Raw genomic sequence first — 19,205 nt, forward strand, 5'->3', positions numbered from 1 at the left:
ACGTTAAGAATCCATGTCACTTTGAGTGCCCACACAGATTGTCTGATAAATTGTTAAAGAGCAGTGCGACGGCGCTGAGCGCTCTGTCGCGAGGTGGCGTATATTACGCTTTCCTCTTTCAGAGTCAACCCTGAATTTCAGAGTTTTTTCCCTGCCGACCCGACTTAATCTGTGAACTCGTTCACATTCGCCGTGTCAGTGGGAGCGCATTATAGGGAGTTTTGTTTGTATGGCAAGCCTTAAAATACAAAAAACTTATCAAGCGCTCATTATTTGAACTTTAGCGTTCTTCCCTTCACGGCCTGTAAAGGCAACAACTCAGCATTCATGCGGCTTACAGCGTCATTCAGGCGAAAGGGCCACGACGGTAAAAAAAGCGTTGTGGCGATGGCCGCCCTCCCCTTTGCTTATCTTTCTTTATGCAACTCGCCCTGCAGCCGCCTCAGATGGCGGTTTAAGCAGCAGTATTGACGCATGACAAGGCGCCCATAACCGACACCTTTCTATAATCAGGCCCGTTTCTACATGACTGGTGTGAATCTATGGCTTATCAACTCAATATTAACTGGCCCGAGTTTTTAGAGAAGTACTGGCAAAAGCGGCCGGTAGTGTTAAAGAATGCTTTCCCGGACTTCGTTGACCCAATTACTCCGGACGAGCTGGCGGGTCTGGCCATGGAACCGGAGGTCGACAGTCGGCTGGTGAGCCTCGTTGACGATCGCTGGCAGGCCAGCAACGGGCCGTTTGAACATTTTGACGGTCTGGGCGAGACCGGCTGGTCGCTGCTGGCGCAGGCGGTGAACCACTGGCATATGCCGGCCGCCGAGCTGGTCCGCCCGTTCCGCGTCCTGCCGGACTGGCGTTTAGACGATCTGATGATCTCATTCTCGGTCCCCGGCGGCGGCGTTGGTCCGCATATCGACCAGTATGACGTCTTTATTATTCAGGGGATGGGCAGCCGCCGCTGGCGCGTTGGCGACAAGCTACCGATGCGTCAGTTCTGCCCACATCCGGCGCTCCTGCATGTCGATCCGTTCCCGCCGATTATCGACGAAGACCTCGCGCCTGGCGACATCCTCTATATTCCACCGGGATTCCCGCACGACGGCGTCACCCACGAAACGGCGCTGAACTACTCCGTCGGCTTCCGGGGCCCGAACGGCCGCGATCTGCTCAGCAGCTTTGCCGACTACGCGCTGGAAAACGATCTTGGCGGCGAGCACTACAGCGATCCGGATCTCAGCTGTCGCGAACATCCGGGCCGGGTAGAAGAGTATGAACTCGAACGCCTGCGCACGATGATGATCGACATGATTAACCAGCCGGAAGACTTTAAGCAGTGGTTCGGCCGTTTCGCCACCACCCCGCGCCATGAGCTGGATATCGCCCCGGCGGAACCGCCGTATGGCGAAGAAGAGGTGGTGGATGCGCTGAACGGCGGCGAAAAGCTGTGCCGCCTGAGCGGGTTGCGGGTTCTGCATATCGGCGACAGCTTCTTTGTCAACAGCGAACGGCTGGAAACCCGCGATGCCCACGCGCTGGACGCCCTGTGCCGGTTCACCACGCTGGGCAAGGATGAGCTGGGCGACGCGCTGCACAACCCGGCTTTTGTCGCTGAGCTGGTGCGCCTGATCAACCAGGGTTACTGGTACTTCGAGGAGTAATCCTCCCCCGCAAGCCTGGCCAGCCCCGGCTTGCGCCACTCCTCACCCCTGTTTTGGCAACGTCATGATAAAGCGCGTGGAGCGCGCATCGGACTCTACCCCCACGCTGCCGTGATGCGCGGTCACAATCGACTTCACGATGGCCAGCCCGATACCGCTCCCCTCTCCCTTGCGCTGCCGGGAGGGGTCGACGCGATAGAAGCGGTCAAACAGGCGGGGTAAATGCTCGGCGGCAATCGGCATACCGGGGTTTTCCACCACCAGCCGCACCAGGCCTTCGCTTTCGCGCAGATGCAGGGTGACCGTCTGCTGGCGCGGGGTATAGCGAATGGCGTTTGATAGCAAGTTACTGATTGCCCGGCGCAGCATTAACGGGTCGCCACTCACCCGGCATGCGCTGCCGCTAAAGCGCAGCGTTACCTCTTTCTCCTCCGCCCAGGCTTCAAAGAAGTCGAACACTTTACTTACCTCATCGGCGAGGTCCAGCGCTTGCTGCTCGGGGATCAGCTGGTTATTGTCCGCCTGCGCCAGAAACAGCATATCGCTCACCATCCTCGACATTCGCGAGAACTCTTCCAGACTGGAGTACAGCACATCCTCCAGCTCCTTCTGGCTGCGGGTCTGGCTGAGGGCGATTTCGGTTTGCGTCACGAGATTGGTAATCGGCGTGCGGATCTCATGGGCAATATCGGCGGAAAAATTCGCCTGACGGGTAAACACATCCTCAATCCGCTCCAGCATATGGTTAAAGGAGAGCGCCAGCCGCTCCAGCTCTACCGGCACATTCTCAGGATTTAAGCGCACATCGAGATCTCTGGAGGTGATGTTCTGAATCTGGCGGCTGATCTGACGGATTGGCTTGTGCCCCTGATACACCACCAGCAGCACAATAAAGATAATAAGGATGCTGATAATCGACGCCGCCGAGATCAGCTTCACCTTCAGCTCATTAATATAGTGCAGATGAAAGTCGATCGATAAGGCCATCAACAGGCGGTAAGTCGGCTGGCCGTCCGCCTGCTTGCCAAGCGGCAGCATAATCAGGCGCCAGGCGCGGGTCCGCATGCTGTGGTTATCATGCGTCATCGCCCGCGGATGCGGGTCGCTCCACGAAATTACATTCCCGTCCTGCAGCTGGCTCGCCATCCCGGGGGTACTGATGATATGGCTGAGATCCGGGCCGTCAGGCGACTGGAAAAGCACCGTGCCGTTGGCATCAGCAAGGCAGATAAAGACGTTGGCGTAGCCCTCAATCACGCTCTTTAATATTGCCAGCCGCTGGGGCTGCGCCTCGTCGCCGCGATCGAGCACGGTTTCAAGCGTGGTGGCGAGCTGCTTTAGATCGTGAACATCACGCTCTTCAAAGTGCGCTTTTACCGAGTTGATCATGATCCAGGTGAAAGCAAAGAACGCGACGATCGTCGCCAGGCTGATAAAGAAGGTCAGCCGGGTCGCCAGCGAAAAAGGCCGCGAAAAGCGCTTATTCGCCATCCGGCACCTCGAGCATATAGCCCACGCCGCGCACGGTCTGGATCAGCTTCGGTACAAAATCATTATCTATTTTGCCCCGTAGCCGTTTGACCGCCACGTCAATGGCGTTGGTGTCGCTGTCAAAATTCATATCCCAGACCTGGGAGGCGATCAGCGACCGGGGCAACACCTCCCCCTGGTGGCGCAGAAAGAACTCCAGCAGGGTGAACTCTTTGCTGGTCAGGGTGATACGCACTCCCCCGCGGGTAACTTTGCGGCTCACCAGATCGACGAATAAATCCGCCGCCTGAAACTGGCTTTCGACAATCACCGACGCGCCGCGCCGCAGCAAGGTCCTCACCCGCGCCAGCAGTTCGGCAAAAGCAAACGGCTTCACCAGATAATCGTCCGCCCCCAGCTCCAGCCCCTTCACCCGATGCTCCACCGTACCCAGCGCGGTCAGCAGCAGAATCGGCACGCCTTTGTCGGCGGTACGCAGCATTCTGACAATATCCCAGCCGTTCACATCCGGCAGCATGATATCGAGAATCAGCAGGTCATAATCGCTGGTCATCGCCAGGTGATAGCCGTTCAGGCCGTTATCGGCCAGGTCAACGACAAAACCGGCTTCCGTCAGCCCTTTGGTCAGGTACTCACCGGTTTTCCTCTCATCTTCGACGATCAAAATCTTCATGACTTGCTCCTTCACGCGCCTTTTGTGCGGGTTTTCAATTCTAGAGGAGCCGGACCGGATGGCAATGCATTATCAGGAAAATGACAGCTTTGTCATTTTCCTGTCACGCGTCGAACAGAGGCCATTTTGTAAAGTACCCGCCATCCATCGTTCGCCGAAAATGTCCTGCCCTATGCGCCCATTACAGCTCATCACGCTCAGCGTTATTTTTGTTCTGACCGGCTGCCTCTCGTTGGCGCCGGAGTACCAGCAGCCGGCTTCACCGGTGCCGCAGCAGTTCTCTCTCAGCCAGAACAAACTGGTGGCGATGCCCGCCGGCTATCAGGATAGCGGCTGGCGGACGTTTTTCGTCGACCCGCAGGTGAAGTCGCTGATTAGCGAGGCGCTGCTCAATAACCGGGATCTGCGCATGGCGGCTCTCAACGTTCAGGAAGCGAGAGCGCAATATGGCGTCACCGACGCCGACCGCTATCCGCAGCTTAATAGCGCCGCCAGCGCGACCCGCAGCGGCGGGCTGCAAGGCGATAGCGCCACCACCAGCGACTATCAGGCCGGGCTTAATCTTAGTTTTGATCTTGATTTCTTTGGCCGCCTGAAGAATTTGAGCGAAGCGGACCGGCAAAACTATTTCGCCAGCGAGGAAGCCCGCCGGGCGGTGCATATCTTATTGGTCGCCAACGTCTCGCAGAGCTATTTCAACCAGCGCCTGGCCTGGGCGCAGCTGCAGGTGGCCCGCGAAACATTGCGCAACTACCAGCGTTCCTATGCGTTTGTGGAGCAGCAGCTGCAGACCGGCAGCACCAGCGTACTGGCGCTGGAGCAGGCCCGCGGGGTGATTGAAAGCACCCGCGGCGATATTGCCAGACGTGAAGGCGAGCTGGCGCAGGCCAACAACGCCCTGCAGCTGCTGCTGGGGAGCTATCGGCATCTGCCGGATGACGCCGCCAGCAGCCTGCTGGATATCAACGGCGTCACCCTCCCGCCCGCGCTCTCTTCGCAGATCCTGTTGCAGCGCCCGGATATTTTAGAGGCCGAACATCGCTTACGGGCGGCGAATGCCAATATTGGCGCCGCCCGCGCGGCGTTTTTCCCGTCGATCTCCTTAACCAGCTCGCTATCCGCCGGCAGCACCGATTTATCCCGCCTGTTTAACCCTGCCAGCGGGATGTGGAACTTCGTCCCCAGCATCGAGCTGCCGATATTTAATGCCGGGCGTAATCAGGCCAACCTCGATCTCGCCGAAATCCGCCAGCAGCAGTCGATCGTGAACTACGAGCAAAAAATTCAGAACGCGTTTAAAGAGGTCGCCGACGCGCTGGCCCTGCGTCAGAGCCTGGCCGGGCAGATCGACGCTCAGCAGCGCTATCTCGCCTCCCTGCAGATTACGCAGCAGCGCGCCAGGACGCTCTACCAGAACGGCGCGGTGAGCTACATCGAAGTGCTGGATGCCGAACGTTCGCTGTTCGCCACGCAGCAAACCCTGCTGGATCTCAACTACGCCCGTCAGGTTAACGAAATCAACCTGTTCACCGCCCTGGGCGGCGGCTGGGCGGAATAACCCACATGCACCATCAGGAGTATTAATCATGAATACTGTCGCTAAAACGGTCATTTTCGGTCTTCTTGTTGCCGCGCTGTCTGGCGCACAGGCCGCTGAACATCAGCATGACGCAATGATGCACAGCGCGCCCGCCGCGCAGCAGACGCCGGCCATCAGCGCGACCGGTGAAGTTAAAGCCATTGATCTGGAGAACAAAAAGGTCACCATCGCCCATGAAGCGATCCCGGCGGTGAACTGGCCGCCGATGACCATGCGCTTCACCCTCACTCCGCAAACGCCGCTCAAGAATATTAAAGCCGGCAGCAAGGTCGCCTTCACCTTTATTCAGCAGGGCAACCTCTCTTTATTACAGGACATTCATCTCGCGCAATAGCCGCTTACGGAGATAACCCCCAATAACATCAGAATGGATAGAGCTATGGCGTCTTTAACACTCAAAAACGGTGCGCTGATCCTCAGCAGTATGCTGATTGGCGGTCTGATCTCCGCGAGCCTGTACGCGTATTTTTCGCCTCCCGCCGCCGGGAGCGCCGCCCCGGGCGCCGGACAAGAAGCACGTAAGGTGCTGTTCTGGTATGACCCGATGTACCCCAATACCCGTTTTGATAAGCCGGGAAAATCGCCCTTTATGGATATGGACCTGGTGGCGAAATACGCCGATGAAGCGCCAGCCTCCGCTTCCGCGCCGGGGGTGCGGATCGACCCGACGCAAACCCAAAACCTGGGCGTAAAAACCGAACCCGTACGCCGCGGTCCGCTGCATTTCTCCCGGCGCTTTCCGGCAAACGTCAGCTTTAACGAATATCAGTTTGTGATTGTGCAGGCGCGCGCGGCAGGCTTTATCGATCGGGTCTATCCGCTGACCGTCGGAGACAAAATCAACAAAGGCACGCCGCTTGTCGACCTGACCATTCCGGACTGGGTCGAAGCGCAGAGCGAATACTTACTGCTGCGGGATACCGGCGGAACCGCCACTCAGGTCGAGGGGATCCTTGAGCGCCTGCGCCTCGCCGGGATGCCGGAAGAAGATATTCGCCGTTTAAAGGCCACGCGCCGGATTCAGACCCGTTTCACCCTCAAAGCGCCGATCGACGGCGTAATCACCGCCTTTGATTTACGCAGCGGTATGAACATCGCCAAAGATAACGTGGTGGCGAAAATTCAGGGCATGGATCCGGTATGGATCAGCGCCGCGGTACCGGAATCCATCGCCTGGCTGCTTAAAGACCCCTCGCAGTTTGCGGTTTCGGTCCCGGCGTGGCCCGGTAAAACTTTCACCATCAGCAAATGGACCCTTCTGCCCAGCGTGGACGCCGCCACCCGCACGCTGCAGCTGCGCCTGCAGGTAGAGAACCCTGACGAGGCGCTCAAGCCGGGGATGAACGCCTGGCTCCAGCTCAACGCGCAAAGCCAGCCGATGCTGCTGATCCCATCCAAAGCGTTGATCGATACCGGTACGGAGCAGCGGGTGATCGTTGTCGACAGCGACGGGCGCTTCGTGCCGAAACGCATCGACGTGTTTCAGCAAGCCGGTGAAATGACCGCAGTCAGCGCCGGCATCAGCGAAGGCGACAAGGTGGTCGCCAGCGGCCTGTTCCTGATTGATTCCGAAGCCAATATTTCCGGCGCCCTGGATCGCATGCGCGCGCAGACGCCGTCGCCGGCGACGCCCGCCATGGCGGAACCCGTGGCGCACGCCCACTGAGGAGATGACAGATGATTGAATGGATTATTCGTCGCTCGGTGGCCAACCGCTTGCTGGTGATGATGGGCGCGCTGTTTCTCAGCATCTGGGGGGCATGGACAATAGTGAACACCCCGGTCGACGCCCTGCCGGATCTCTCCGATGTGCAGGTGATCGTTAAGACCAGCTACCCGGGACAGGCGCCGCAAATCGTTGAGAACCAGGTTACATGGCCGCTGACCACCACGATGCTGTCGGTGCCGGGAGCGAAAACGGTGCGCGGCTTCTCACAGTTTGGCGACTCCTACGTGTACGTGATTTTTGAAGATGGCACCGATCCGTACTGGGCGCGCTCCCGGGTACTGGAGTACCTCAATCAGGTGCAGAGCAAGCTACCGGCGGGGGTCAGCGCCGAAATGGGGCCGGATGCGACGGGCGTCGGCTGGATCTATGAATATGCGCTGGTCGATCGCAGCGGTAAGCACGATCTCGCCGAGCTGCGCTCGCTGCAGGACTGGTTCTTAAAGTATGAGCTGAAAACCCTGCCTAACGTCTCGGAAGTGGCATCGGTGGGCGGGGTCGTCAAAGAGTATCAGATCGTCGTCGACCCGCTGAAGCTGGCCCAGTACGGCATCAGTCTGGCGGAGGTCAAATCGGCGCTGGAGACGTCTAATCAGGAAGCCGGCGGCTCTTCGGTTGAGCTGGCGGAAGCGGAGTATATGGTACGCGCCAGCGGCTATCTGCAAAGCCGCGACGACTTTAACAATATCGTCCTCAAAACCGGCGACGGCGGCGTGCCGGTATACCTGCGCGATGTCGCGCGGGTGCAGAGCGGCCCGGAAATGCGTCGCGGCATCGCCGAACTCAACGGCGAAGGCGAAGTGGCCGGCGGCGTGGTGATCCTGCGCTCCGGCAAGAACGCCCGCGAGGTGATCTCCGCCGTCAAAGAGAAGCTGGATACCCTGCAAAGCAGCCTGCCGCCAGGGGTCGAGATCGTCACCACCTACGATCGCAGCCAGCTGATCGACCGGGCGATCGACAACCTCAGCCACAAACTGCTGGAAGAGTTTATCGTCGTGGCCCTGGTGTGCGCCCTGTTCCTGTGGCACATCCGCTCCGCGCTGGTGGCCATCATCTCCCTGCCGCTCGGCCTGTGTATCGCCTTTATCGTGATGCATTTCCAGGGGCTGAACGCCAACATCATGTCGCTGGGCGGCATCGCAATCGCCGTGGGAGCCATGGTTGACGCTGCCATCGTGATGATCGAAAACGCCCATAAGCGGCTGGAGGAGTGGCAGCACCATCACGCCGGGCAGACGCCGGGCAACGAGACGCGCTGGAAGATTATTACCGATGCCTCGGTGGAGGTCGGCCCGGCGTTGTTTATCAGCCTGCTGATTATCACCCTGTCGTTTATCCCGATCTTCACGCTCGAAGGGCAGGAAGGGAAACTGTTTGGCCCGCTCGCCTTTACTAAAACCTGGTCGATGGCGGGGGCGGCGCTGCTGGCGATCGTGGTGATCCCGATCCTGATGGGCCTGTGGATCCGCGGCCGAATCCCGGCGGAAACCAGCAACCCGCTCAACCGTTTTTTGATCCGCATTTACCATCCTTTATTGCTGAAGGTGCTGCACTGGCCGAAAACCACGCTGCTGGTCGCCGCCCTGTCGATCCTGACCATCATCTGGCCGTTAAACCGGGTCGGCGGCGAGTTCCTGCCGCAGATCAACGAAGGCGATCTGCTGTATATGCCCTCGACGCTGCCGGGAATCTCGGCCGCGCAGGCGGCGGATATGCTGCAGAAGACCGATAAGCTGATCATGACCGTGCCGGAAGTGGCCCGCGTGTTTGGCAAGACCGGTAAGGCGGACACCGCCACCGATTCCGCGCCGCTGGAGATGGTCGAAACCACTATTCAGCTCAAGCCGCAATCACAATGGCGGCCGGGGATGACCATGGAGAAGATTATCGCCGAGCTGGATAAGACCGTGCGCCTGCCGGGGCTGGCCAACCTGTGGGTACCGCCGATCCGCAACCGCATCGACATGCTCTCCACCGGGATCAAAAGCCCGATCGGCATTAAAGTCTCCGGCACGCGCCTCGCCGATATCGATGAGGCCGCTGAGCGGATCGAAGTCGTCGCCAGGACCGTACCGGGCGTGACCTCGGCGCTGGCGGAGCGCCTGGTGGGCGGGCGCTACCTCAATATCGATATCAACCGCGAGAAAGCCGCGCGCTACGGCATGACCGTGGGCGATGTACAGCTGTTTGTATCAACGGCTATCGGCGGCGCCATGGTGGGGGAAACGGTAGAGGGGGTCGAGCGTTATCCGATCAACATTCGCTATCCGCAAAGCTATCGCGACAGCCCGCAGAGCCTGCGCCAGCTGCCGATCCTGACGCCGCAGCAGCAGCAAATTACCCTTGGCGACGTGGCCGAAGTGAAAGTGGTCACCGGCCCGTCGATGCTGAAAACTGAGAATGCGCGGCCGGCAAGCTGGATCTACATCGACGCCCGCGGCCGCGACATGGTCTCGGTGGTACACGATCTGCAAAAGGCCATCACCCAGCAGGTGCAGCTCAAGCCGGGGGTCAGCGTAGCCTACTCCGGGCAGTTTGAGCTGCTGGAGCGCGCCAACCAGAAGCTGAAGCTGATGGTGCCGATGACGCTGATGATCATCTTCGTGCTGCTGTATCTGGCATTCCGCCGCGTTGGCGAGGCATTGCTGATCATTACCAGCGTGCCCTTCGCCCTGGTGGGCGGCATCTGGTTCCTCTACTGGATGGGGTTCCATCTGTCGGTCGCCACCGGCACCGGGTTTATCGCGCTCGCCGGGGTGGCGGCGGAGTTTGGCGTGGTGATGCTGATGTACCTGCGCCACGCCATTGAAGCCGAGCCGTCGCTGGAAAACCCGCAGACCTTTAGCGCCGATAAGCTCGACGAGGCGCTATATCAGGGGGCGGTGCTGCGCGTGCGGCCAAAAGCGATGACCGTAGCGGTGATTATCGCCGGCCTGCTGCCTATTTTATGGGGCACCGGCGCGGGGTCGGAAGTGATGAGCCGTATTGCCGCCCCAATGATCGGCGGGATGATCACCGCCCCGCTGCTGTCGCTGTTTATCATTCCGGCGGCGTATAAGCTGATGTGGCTGTACCGTCACCGGCAGACGCGGAAATCGGCATCGTAGGCTGCCGGATAGCGGGAGGGCGCCAGCGCGGCGCCCTCTTTGATGCTTTCACCGCCGGGTTAGTGGTCCAGCCGCTTTTCATATTGCGCCTGAAACTGCGGCGCATTCCACATCCCGTCGAACAGGGTGTAGGTGATATAGCCCTTATTCAGCCAGCCGCTGTCGTTGTCTCCCGTCGTCGGCTCCAGCGATGCCGGGTTCATCGTCTGCTTCGCCGTACCGTCGGCCTGTAGTTCATAGCCAATTTGCGGCGTCGGAAACGGCTCATTAGCGATGTAATGCACGCCTTTAATTTCCGCAGTGGGCAGCGGCGGGTAGTTGATGCTCAGACCGGATCCTTTCGGGAGCAACGCCTCGCCGGGCTGACGCGTGGCGTTCAGCTTATCCACCACCGTCACCACGTAGTCCACCGCATCGGGCCAGTATTTATGCGTACTCGGCCACTTATTCTTCATCTCATCCTCCGTGAAGCGGTAGCCGATGCTGGCGGCAATGGCCGGAAAACCGTAGCGCAGCGCGCGGGCCGCGGCGCTGACGGTACCCGAGTTTACCTGAGCCATGCCGGTATTCGGGCCGTCATTCACTCCGGAGATCACCAGATCCGGCGCGGCGCCTTTCATGATGCCCCACAGACCGAAATCGACGGCATCCGCCGGCGTGCCCGGGAAGCAGTAGCGTTTGTCGGCGACTTTTTTAACCTCAAACGTTTTCCCCGGCCGGAAGGTAATCGCCGAGCCGATCCCGCTCTGGTTGGTTGCCGGCGCGACCAACCACACGTCATAGCCTTTGGCGGCCAGTTTGTCCTGTAACGAGGTGGTGCCAACGGACTGGCAGCCATCGTCGTTCACCAGCAGAATTTTCAGCGGTTTTTGCGCGGAGTGCGCGGAGGCGGCCAGCAGGGTAAACAGTGCGGCGGCGAGGATTTTGATTTTCATTAAGACTCCTTGGTCAGCATCAGAGATATTTCTTTGGCGCAAAAAAAAACCTAAGGCCCCTGGGCGCACATTCACTTGCGCCGGGGGCCTTAGGTTTTGCCTGCGTTCAGTCACAATCCCAGGATGCAGGGAAAATACTCCGCTATGGGAAAACAATCCAGAGGGCACAGGCTTATTATGTGACTATGGTCAACAACATCAATTATTTCAGCGCCAAAAATCAGGCTACATCAGAATATTTCCCGACCAATAAACCCACCCCATTTACAACATCCTTTAACATCTTTCAGTCACCATAACGGCCTGCCCGAGAGATTATTTTCAGCATATTTCACGCCATGAGAAAGATCACAATTATTAATACCAACACAAATAACCCTTGTTTTTCTTCAGGCAACGTGAAAAAGTTTCCCGTACTGGATTGTTACTGTTTTCGACACAGGCAAAACCTACGCCATAGATTCCGGCGGTATCGTGCTATTGATGCCGCCCGGAACGAATGACGTAGGTTTTTTTTTGGCTTTAAAATAATAAGACAGCGAGAACAATATGTATAATAAATGGTTAGCAGCAATCATGATAGTCGCCAGCGTGGCGACCTGTTCAGCGGCAGAGATGAGCCATGACGACACGGTTAATATCTATTTCGCCCGGCATGGCAAAACGCTTTTAAATACCTTCGATCGCGTACAGGGATGGGCTGACTCTCCGCTGACTGAAGACGGCGTCCGCGTCGCCCGTTATCTTGGCGAGGGCCTAAAAGAGATTCAGTTCGACCGTTTTTATTCCAGCGATGCCGGGCGGCAGCGGGAAACCATGGCCGTGATCCTGCAACAGGCCGGGGTGAAAGAGTATCACCTCAACGAGCTGCCGGGCCTGCGCGAAGCGTTTTTTGGCGGTTTTGAAGGCGGCTTCAATCAGGATATGGCCGCCGCCGGGGCGAAACAGCTGGGGTTAAAAGACTCCGCCGCCCTGTTCAGCAGGATGAAGGCAGGCACCCTGCCGGTGGCTGAAAGCCAGAACGCGCTGGCCGCCGCCGACCCGAAAGGGATGGCGGAAAACTATCAGCAGGTGAAAAGCCGCACCCAGGCCGCACTGCATACCATTGTCGAAAATGCCCTCGCCCACGGCGACAAAAACATCCTCGCGATTTCCTCCGGCACCGCAATACAAATCATGATTTCCGACCTGACTGACGATACCGCAAAAAATAAACCGCTGGCCAACGCCGCCGTCGTTAAGATTATCTATCACCAGGGGAAATATTCGGTCCCTGAGATCGGCACTATGAAATATATCGAAGCCGGCAAGCAGATTCTCGATCAAAAATAATTAAGCACTTAACTCTACTATTGCGCAGATAACCGGTGAATTAACGTCACCGGGTTCACTGCGTCTCATCTCTGGGGTGTATAATGAAACGCAATATGATTACCATACTACTGCTGGCGCTTCCGGCCTGCGTCCGGGCTGATAATAACCTCCCACAACCGGATATGGTCGACACGCTATTTGCCGATCCCTTTTTCAGCCAGTCACATATGGCGCTGTCGTTTAAAAACTACTGGAAATACCTGAAAGAAGACGAGACGGAACCGAAAAAAGTTCATAATGCCTGGGGTCAGGGGGTAGCCGTTGATTATCAGTCTGGTTACTTCGCCGATATAATCGGTTTCGATGCGACCTATTATGGGGCAATGAAGCTGGGCGCCAGCGATTATTTTAACTCGCGCGGCGTACTGTATAATGACGGTACCGGGAATAAAAAGAGCAACGCCGAAGGCTTTTCCAAGTTTGGTCAGCGTAACGTGAAGCTGAAATATCAGCTAAATGATGTCAACGTCAATGCCCGCTGGGGCTGGCAGATGCTGAAAAACGTTGGCGTTATCTCCACTTCGACGCGCCTGTCACCCACCACCTATCTCGGCTGGAGCGGTGGCGTCAACTACGGTGAGCTGACCCTGCGCGGCGCCTATATTGAGCGGGCGATGGAACGCAACTCCCCGGATCAACAACGCTTCCAGAGCGCAACCGGTCACTACATCAACCATATCGCCAGCGGCGATGTGCTGTGGCAAAACGATATTCTGAATCTGCAGTATGGCTATGGTGAAAGCGATAATTACCTGCGCCGCCATGTGCTGTTCACCAGCATCAAACCGCTAAAGCCGCTCACCATCGGCACGCAGATTTATGCCACACATGCTTTGGATGAATACAAGGCCATGCCGGCGAATAAGCGCGACTTCGACCGCGATGCCCGACATTACGCCATTGACCTGAAGTGGCAGGCCGACCGCTGGAGCAGCAAATGGGGCCTCGGCTATACCGATGCCGAAAAGGCGCATGAGGTGGGCTTCTATCCCCGGCATATGAGCAAAAACTCGCGCGGGACCTTTATTTCGATGGCCTACGCCGGAAACGACTACATGCGCGACGGTGAGCTGGTACTGGCCAACATTTCAGACTACAACCTGACGCCGGAGCTGGCGGTTGGCCTGACGGGAAACATTGCGCAGTTCAGTTACAAAGGCAACCACGTGCGCAGCGGCGAAATCAATGCCTTCAGCCGCTGGGTCCCCACGCACCCGAAGCTGAAGAACCTGACCGTCTGGGCGATGTTCGGGCCGGGCTGGTCCTATCGGATGAACGGCAAAACGCCGGTGCTGAACGATGGCCGCTATATCCGCGCCCATTCGCTCTCTTCAGAGGTGATCATCGAGTATAAATTTAATCTGTTCTGAGAAACCATGCCGCCGCCGTTTATCCCTGCGGCGGCGCGGCGGCTGACGCTTCCCCCGCCCGCCGCCACTCTGTGAGCCAGGCGCAGAGCATATCGGCCATTGCCTCTGAGAACGCCCGTATCTCGTCTGCCGTACGCGGGCTGCCCGAGAAGCCGCTGCCGACGGAGCTCAGGGTGGTGGTCAGCAGATCAGCGGCCAGATGACGCTTCTCTTCTGCGGCCTGCGGCAGCACCTCGTGGATAAAGCGATGAAAGATAGCCTCGCCGGTTGCCCGACTCTCTTCGGCCTCCGGCGCATCGCGGTACAGCGGCGCGGCATCGTTAAGCGCCTGGCGCAGGCCCGCCTCCGCACATTCGGAACGAATAAACGCATGCACCAGCGCGCGTAGCCTGGCGAGCGGCGGCTGACTTTGATTTTCGAGGATTTCCGTCAGCATCGCCGTCGTCTGCTGCCATTCATCGCTCTGTAAACGAAAGAGGATCGCCGCTTTATTCGGGAAGTATTGATACACCGACCCCACGCTGACGCCCGCCTTCTCCGCCACCCGCGCGGTGGTAAAACGCGCCGCCCCCTCCTGCTGTAAAACCTGAAGCGCGGCCTGGATGATGGCGGCAACCAGCTCCGTTGAACGCGCCTGGCGCGGCTTTTTTCTTATGGAAATGAGTGACCTGGATTGACCTGACATAGCACGTTCTTCCCCTGTCTGAATGCGAATAGTTAATGCGAATGATTCGTCGTATTCTTAAAAAGATGACGAATCATTCGCATTTTAACCCGAAACGGCAATCCAATCATTCAGAAGGGCTTTTTATGTCAACCACCCTGACAGCCGCGCCGCTGGCTGCACTCTTAGAACGGCTGTTCAAGCAGGCGGATAGCGCCGCCAGCACCAGCTTATCCGGCCTCTCCCGCGCCGACCGCGAACGGATGATGAGCAGCAAAACCGAATATCTGGCGCTTTACGGCCAGCTGAAAGATCTCTGGCTACCGGTCACCCGCGAGACAGGCGCTCTGCTGTATATGCTGGCGCGCAGCGCCCGGGCGCAGCATATCGTCGAGTTCGGCACCTCGTTTGGCATCTCGGCGCTGCACCTCGCGGCGGCGCTGAAGGACAACGGCGGCGGCCTGCTGATTACCAGCGAGTTCGAGCCGGGTAAAGTCGCGAAAGCGCGTGCGCATCTGCAGGAAGCAGGGCTCGACGCTTTGGTTGAGGTACGTGAAGGCGACGCCCTGCAGACGCTGGCCGACAATCTGCCGGAGACGATCGATATGGTACTGCTGGACGGAGCCAAAGCGCTGTATCCCGACATTCTGGCGCTGCTGGAGAGCCGCCTGCGCCCTAGCGCAACGATCGTCGCCGATAACGCTGATTACAGCGCCGAATATCTGAACTATGTGCGTAACCCGCAAAACGGCTACCTGTCCGTGCCCTTCGCCGACGATGTGGAAATATCGTTGCGCCTGGGGTGAACCATACGGCCGGTGGTGGCTCATTGCCGGCAGATTTTCCACCTTCTTAAACTCATCGATTCTATGACTGAAAAACTGAGCGCCTCCTCACCGGCGCTGAATGGCAGTGTGCCGCAGGTGAACAACGTATTTTTGACGCTGCTCCCCCTTGTGGCAGCCGTCTTTATTGGCTTTCTGATTATCGGGATGCAGCTGCCGGTACTACCGCTGCACCTGCACGGCACTCTGGGCATGAGCACGCTGGTCGTCGGGCTGGTTATCGGCTCGCAATTTGTTGCGGCGCTGCTCTCTCGCTCCTGGGCCGGCAACTTTGCCGATATACACGGCGCGAAGCGCGCCATGGCAATTGGCCTGCTGGTCACGGCCGCATCCGGGGTGCTGTATCTGCTGTCGCTGCTGTTTATTCACGCGCCGGTGACGTCGGTATGGATCCTGCTGGCCGGGCGTATCGTGCTGGCATTGGGCGAAAGCCTGCTGGTCACGGGGGCCATGGGCTGGGGTATTGGCCTGGTCGGCGCACGTCACGCCGGGAAGGTCATGTCCTGGAACGGGATTGCCATGTACGGCGCCTACGCGCTGGGCGCGCCGCTTGGCGTTGCCTTTAACGTCTGGGGCGGCTTCTTCGGCCTGTCGCTTGCCGTACTGCTGGTACCGTTTATTGCCCTGCTGATCATTGCCAAAGTCCGGGGCGTCGCACCGGTATCAGCGGCGAAAACGTCTATTTTCACGGTACTGAATGCCGTCTGGCAGCCAGGCCTCGGACTGGCGCTATGCAGCGTGGGCTTCGGGGTGATTGAAGCGTTTATCGCCCTGCTGTTTACCGCCCGTCACTGGGGCAACGCTTCTCTGGCTTTCACCGCCTTTGGCCTCGCTTTTATTATGGCGCGGATATTCTTTGGCCATTTACCCGATAAGCTGGGCGGCGCCCGTGTCGCGCTGGTATGCGTGATGATTGAAGCCCTTGGTCAGTTATTTATCTGGCGCGCCGATACGCTCTCTCTCGCCCTGCTGGGCGCCGCGCTGACCGGCTTTGGCTACTCGCTGGCCTTCCCCGGTTTTGGCGTCGAGGCCGTGCGCCGCGCCCCGCCGCAGACCCGTAGCCTGGCGATGGGCGCCTACGTCGCCTTCCTTGACGTCTCTTTGGCGATCACCGCGCCGCTGGCCGGGGCGCTGGCGGGGAAATGGGGGATCGGCAGCGTCTATCTTGCCGGGGCCATTGCCGTCTCGCTATCGGTCATTATGGCCCTGATCCTGCTTGCCGGACGCGGGAACCGGGAAAGCCTGCCGGGTTGATTGCGCACAAACGCAACCCAGCCCGCTGGCCGGGCGGCAGCCCCGATGCGGACTGCCGTCGGGTATCGATCGTCGCCGCTAACCTCGTCACGTGGGTCGGGAGAGCACCGCCGTTTTCGCGCTACGGTAGCGCAAATAGAGGTTATTCAGGATCAGCGCCGCGCCGGTCATGCACGCTCCGGTCATTTCCGCGGCCGTGGGTTTTACTCCCGTGATGGCGGAAAGAGAGAATGCGGTAAGGGGAACAATATCCATAAACAGCACGCCATTAAGCGGGGTGAGAATTTTATTGCCGATATTCCAGCACAGAATACCGACAAAGCCGGCAACGATCGCCGTATAAAAAACATGCGGAATAACAAACACCAGATCCCCCGGCGCAGGTACCGGCACCACGCCGATAATATACAACATGCCGTTCAGGACCAGGATACTGCTCATTCCCAGACAGGTGGTCATTGCCGTATATTTTAATGGCGACCAGTGCGCAAAAAAGGCGGCGCCCACCGTATAAATAACCCAACACAGCGCCCCCAGGATCATCAGCGCATTGGCAATATAGCCGGAAGGCGCATGGAACAGGCTACCGTACTGCCCTTTGGTAATCACGGTGATGACGCCAAAAAAGGAGAGCAGAATTAACCCGATGGAGATGGCGGGCGGCACCACCTTACGGATGACGCCATTGACCAGAATGCCGAGCATCGGCATGGTAGCCATCATAATCGACGCCGTGAGCGCCCCGCTCTTGCCGGCCATCTGCTGGCCTAAGAAGACCAGAAAGCCAAAGCCGACGAACCCCGCTGAGCCCAGTAGCCACGCCAGCCCCGCACGCTGCCCTTTGAGGCTGAACCCCTGGCGGCCCTCGCGGAGATAGAGCGCGAGCGCTAACGCCAGACCGGTAAACCCATAGCGCAGCGAGGTGAAAGTATAGGGGTCAGCACGGGTCAGGGCGCTGGTCATAATCGGGAAAGTCGCGCCCCACGAAAGGGTGGCGATCAGGCAGCAGATGACGCCGGTAGAATACGCGTTGTTCATAGCGATATATCCGATAACATACTCCGCAACGCGATTTATCCCCGGTTGCAGAGAAACAAGAATGCGGCAGAGATAATCCGCGGTGACCGCTTATTTCAGCCAGCACCGTTATTCTGTGCTGGCGAAAAGTATTATTACGATGATGATTTATTCCGTGGGTAATATTCCCGCTTTCGCCCAGTGCGTTTTGGGTATTTCAACAATCACCACCTCCACGCTCTCCGGTTTGCATTTTAAGGTTTCTACGGCCACCCGGGTGACTTCCCGGGCAAATTCGCGTTTTTGTTCAGGCGTACGGCCTGGCTGCATTTCTAAACGTAATACCGGCATATTTATCCTCTGCTATTAAGCGCCCCGGCTGGGGCCGACAAATTTATCTTTGCCGATACCGGAAGGAGAATAAATGTGTGTTAGGTTAATTGAATCAGAACCTACAGGTTGTTAATCATGGATAAACTTGCCGGAATGGAGATGTTTGTCAGGGTGGTCGAATGCGGGAGTTTTACCGCCGCGGCCGATGTCAGCGACGTATCGGCAACCATGGTCGCCAAGCAGATCCGCGCCATCGAACAACGGCTCGGCGCGCGTTTGCTGCACCGGACCACGCGCCGCCAGCAGCTTACCGAGGTCGGGCAGCTCTACTATGAGCGCTGCCGCCGCGTGCTGGCGGAGTTTTCCCTTGCCGAACATAGCGCCATGGAGCTGCAATCCACCCCCAAAGGGCTGGTGCAGATGGTCGCCCCGGTCAGTTTCGGCGGCCAGTTTCTGGTGCCGGCGCTGAGCGTCTACATGGCGCAGAATCCCGCCGTCAACGTCATGCTGACGCTGGATAACCAGGCGCCCAACTTAAGCCAGGGAAATTTTGAGCTCGGTATCCATGTCGGTGACGTCAGCCAGCCTGACGTCGTCGCCCGGCCGCTGCGTTCCTATCGCCGGATACTCGCCGCTTCCCCCGACTACATTCGCCAGCACGGGATGCCGGCACACCCTGATCAGCTGGGCAACTTCAGCTGTCTGGGGATTTCCTACTGGATTCATCAGGATCGCTGGGAGCTGATGGGTCCCGGGGGTGAAACCTTTAAGGCGCTGGTGAAGGGGCGCTTTATGTCTAATCAGGGCAACGCGCTGCGCATCGCCGCTCTCTACGGCTGTGGCATTGTGCTGCAGCCGGAATCCATGCTGATGGAGGATATCGCCCACGGCCGCCTGGTGCCGGTCCTGCCCGAGTGGTCATATAAACCGACGCCGATGTACCTGATTTACCAGCAGGATGCCCGCCCATCGGCCAAGCTGCGCAGCGTGATCGATTTTCTGGTTGAGCGCTTTGGGGCGGAACAGTCATAAAAGGGCCGCAGGCTGCACCATCCAGTTCGTCACTATCGACTTGCTGCCTGATGCAGGCTCTGCAGCGCCATACAGACGAGAGTCAACGGTATCTGCGTCAACACGGAGATTGGCTGGAAT

Annotated in this window: 16 protein-coding genes; 10 read left to right on the plus strand and 6 right to left on the minus strand. The window is 58.4% G+C overall.

Features of this window, described 5'->3' with window-relative positions:
• Nucleotides 1-542: 542 nt before the first annotated feature.
• Nucleotides 543-1,664 carry a cupin domain-containing protein gene (locus tag EDF73_RS23935; protein WP_132731498.1) on the plus strand — a complete coding sequence of 374 codons (1,122 nt, stop codon included), beginning with the start codon at nt 543-545 and terminating at the stop codon, nt 1,662-1,664.
• A gap of 42 nt (nt 1,665-1,706) precedes the next feature.
• Here EDF73_RS23935 and EDF73_RS23940 read toward each other — a convergent pair whose 3' ends face one another.
• Both EDF73_RS23940 and EDF73_RS23945 read right to left on the minus strand, forming a co-directional pair.
• Entirely contained in the window at nt 1,707-3,155 is a 1,449-nt protein-coding gene (locus EDF73_RS23940) for a Cu(+)/Ag(+) sensor histidine kinase (RefSeq protein ID WP_132731499.1), read from the minus strand.
• Nucleotides 3,145-3,828, minus strand: coding sequence for a copper/silver response regulator transcription factor (locus EDF73_RS23945; RefSeq protein ID WP_132731500.1), 684 nt, complete (start codon nt 3,826-3,828; stop codon nt 3,145-3,147). Before EDF73_RS23945 ends, EDF73_RS23940 begins: the two co-directional genes overlap by 11 nt.
• Before the next feature lie 172 nt (nt 3,829-4,000).
• Between EDF73_RS23945 and EDF73_RS23950 the strand changes: the two genes are divergently transcribed.
• Genes EDF73_RS23950 through EDF73_RS23965 form a run of 4 tightly spaced genes read left to right on the plus strand, consistent with a single transcriptional unit; the run spans nt 4,001 to nt 10,261 of the window.
• Complete coding sequence (locus EDF73_RS23950; protein ID WP_132731585.1) at nt 4,001-5,386, plus strand: efflux transporter outer membrane subunit; 1,386 nt, start codon at nt 4,001-4,003, stop codon at nt 5,384-5,386.
• Between the two features lie 28 nt (nt 5,387-5,414).
• Nucleotides 5,415-5,762 (plus strand): cation efflux system protein CusF, encoded by a 348-nt coding sequence (cusF, locus tag EDF73_RS23955; RefSeq protein WP_132731501.1) that lies wholly within the window; start codon nt 5,415-5,417, stop codon nt 5,760-5,762.
• Between the two features lie 45 nt (nt 5,763-5,807).
• Entirely contained in the window at nt 5,808-7,094 is a 1,287-nt protein-coding gene (locus EDF73_RS23960; protein ID WP_132731502.1) for an efflux RND transporter periplasmic adaptor subunit, read from the plus strand.
• An 11-nt stretch (nt 7,095-7,105) separates the two neighbouring features.
• Entirely contained in the window at nt 7,106-10,261 is a 3,156-nt protein-coding gene (locus EDF73_RS23965) for a CusA/CzcA family heavy metal efflux RND transporter (RefSeq protein ID WP_132731503.1), read from the plus strand.
• 59 nt (nt 10,262-10,320) lie between these two features.
• Here EDF73_RS23965 and surE read toward each other — a convergent pair whose 3' ends face one another.
• Nucleotides 10,321-11,196, minus strand: a complete 876-nt coding sequence (gene surE / locus EDF73_RS23970; RefSeq protein ID WP_132731504.1) for a 5'/3'-nucleotidase SurE — start codon at nt 11,194-11,196, stop codon at nt 10,321-10,323.
• Between the two features lie 576 nt (nt 11,197-11,772).
• Between surE and EDF73_RS23975 the strand changes: the two genes are divergently transcribed.
• The gene (locus tag EDF73_RS23975; protein WP_132731586.1) at nt 11,773-12,528 is read left to right on the plus strand and encodes a histidine phosphatase family protein; all 756 of its coding nucleotides are present in this window, start codon (nt 11,773-11,775) and stop codon (nt 12,526-12,528) included.
• Between the two features lie 83 nt (nt 12,529-12,611).
• Complete coding sequence (locus EDF73_RS23980; protein WP_132731505.1) at nt 12,612-13,940, plus strand: OprD family outer membrane porin; 1,329 nt, start codon at nt 12,612-12,614, stop codon at nt 13,938-13,940.
• A gap of 19 nt (nt 13,941-13,959) precedes the next feature.
• Here the strand turns inward: EDF73_RS23980 and EDF73_RS23985 are convergent, their stop codons facing one another.
• Nucleotides 13,960-14,625, minus strand: coding sequence for a TetR family transcriptional regulator (locus EDF73_RS23985; RefSeq protein ID WP_132731506.1), 666 nt, complete (start codon nt 14,623-14,625; stop codon nt 13,960-13,962).
• Between the two features lie 125 nt (nt 14,626-14,750).
• Between EDF73_RS23985 and EDF73_RS23990 the strand changes: the two genes are divergently transcribed.
• Together EDF73_RS23990 and EDF73_RS23995 are read left to right on the plus strand one after the other, a co-directional pair.
• Complete coding sequence (locus EDF73_RS23990) at nt 14,751-15,410, plus strand: class I SAM-dependent methyltransferase (protein WP_132731507.1); 660 nt, start codon at nt 14,751-14,753, stop codon at nt 15,408-15,410.
• A 63-nt stretch (nt 15,411-15,473) separates the two neighbouring features.
• Nucleotides 15,474-16,703, plus strand: coding sequence for an arabinose transporter (locus EDF73_RS23995; RefSeq protein WP_132731508.1), 1,230 nt, complete (start codon nt 15,474-15,476; stop codon nt 16,701-16,703).
• 87 nt (nt 16,704-16,790) lie between these two features.
• Here the strand turns inward: EDF73_RS23995 and EDF73_RS24000 are convergent, their stop codons facing one another.
• Nucleotides 16,791-17,741 carry a DMT family transporter gene (locus EDF73_RS24000; protein ID WP_132731509.1) on the minus strand — a complete coding sequence of 317 codons (951 nt, stop codon included), beginning with the start codon at nt 17,739-17,741 and terminating at the stop codon, nt 16,791-16,793.
• Nucleotides 17,742-17,888: 147 nt separating this feature from the next.
• The gene (locus tag EDF73_RS24005) at nt 17,889-18,071 is read right to left on the minus strand and encodes a 4-oxalocrotonate tautomerase (RefSeq protein WP_132731510.1); all 183 of its coding nucleotides are present in this window, start codon (nt 18,069-18,071) and stop codon (nt 17,889-17,891) included.
• Between the two features lie 117 nt (nt 18,072-18,188).
• Here EDF73_RS24005 and EDF73_RS24010 point away from each other — a divergent pair, with 117 nt between their 5' ends.
• Nucleotides 18,189-19,085 carry a LysR family transcriptional regulator gene (locus EDF73_RS24010; RefSeq protein ID WP_132731511.1) on the plus strand — a complete coding sequence of 299 codons (897 nt, stop codon included), beginning with the start codon at nt 18,189-18,191 and terminating at the stop codon, nt 19,083-19,085.
• Nucleotides 19,086-19,205: the final 120 nt, after the last annotated feature.

Origin of the sequence: Klebsiella sp. BIGb0138, assembly GCF_004342285.1 — a bacterium.
Taxonomy (GTDB): domain Bacteria; phylum Pseudomonadota; class Gammaproteobacteria; order Enterobacterales; family Enterobacteriaceae; genus Klebsiella.

Coding starts and splice junctions, on each gene's coding strand:
- EDF73_RS23935 (WP_132731498.1), top strand. CDS start 543: ATGGCTTATCAACTCAATATTAACTGGCCCGAGTTTTTAGAGAAGTAC.
- EDF73_RS23940 (WP_132731499.1), bottom strand. CDS start 3,155: ATGGCGAATAAGCGCTTTTCGCGGCCTTTTTCGCTGGCGACCCGGCTG.
- EDF73_RS23945 (WP_132731500.1), bottom strand. CDS start 3,828: ATGAAGATTTTGATCGTCGAAGATGAGAGGAAAACCGGTGAGTACCTG.
- EDF73_RS23950 (WP_132731585.1), top strand. CDS start 4,001: ATGCGCCCATTACAGCTCATCACGCTCAGCGTTATTTTTGTTCTGACC.
- cusF (WP_132731501.1), top strand. CDS start 5,415: ATGAATACTGTCGCTAAAACGGTCATTTTCGGTCTTCTTGTTGCCGCG.
- EDF73_RS23960 (WP_132731502.1), top strand. CDS start 5,808: ATGGCGTCTTTAACACTCAAAAACGGTGCGCTGATCCTCAGCAGTATG.
- EDF73_RS23965 (WP_132731503.1), top strand. CDS start 7,106: ATGATTGAATGGATTATTCGTCGCTCGGTGGCCAACCGCTTGCTGGTG.
- surE (WP_132731504.1), bottom strand. CDS start 11,196: ATGAAAATCAAAATCCTCGCCGCCGCACTGTTTACCCTGCTGGCCGCC.
- EDF73_RS23975 (WP_132731586.1), top strand. CDS start 11,773: ATGATAGTCGCCAGCGTGGCGACCTGTTCAGCGGCAGAGATGAGCCAT.
- EDF73_RS23980 (WP_132731505.1), top strand. CDS start 12,612: ATGAAACGCAATATGATTACCATACTACTGCTGGCGCTTCCGGCCTGC.
- EDF73_RS23985 (WP_132731506.1), bottom strand. CDS start 14,625: ATGTCAGGTCAATCCAGGTCACTCATTTCCATAAGAAAAAAGCCGCGC.
- EDF73_RS23990 (WP_132731507.1), top strand. CDS start 14,751: ATGTCAACCACCCTGACAGCCGCGCCGCTGGCTGCACTCTTAGAACGG.
- EDF73_RS23995 (WP_132731508.1), top strand. CDS start 15,474: ATGACTGAAAAACTGAGCGCCTCCTCACCGGCGCTGAATGGCAGTGTG.
- EDF73_RS24000 (WP_132731509.1), bottom strand. CDS start 17,741: ATGAACAACGCGTATTCTACCGGCGTCATCTGCTGCCTGATCGCCACC.
- EDF73_RS24005 (WP_132731510.1), bottom strand. CDS start 18,071: ATGCCGGTATTACGTTTAGAAATGCAGCCAGGCCGTACGCCTGAACAA.
- EDF73_RS24010 (WP_132731511.1), top strand. CDS start 18,189: ATGGATAAACTTGCCGGAATGGAGATGTTTGTCAGGGTGGTCGAATGC.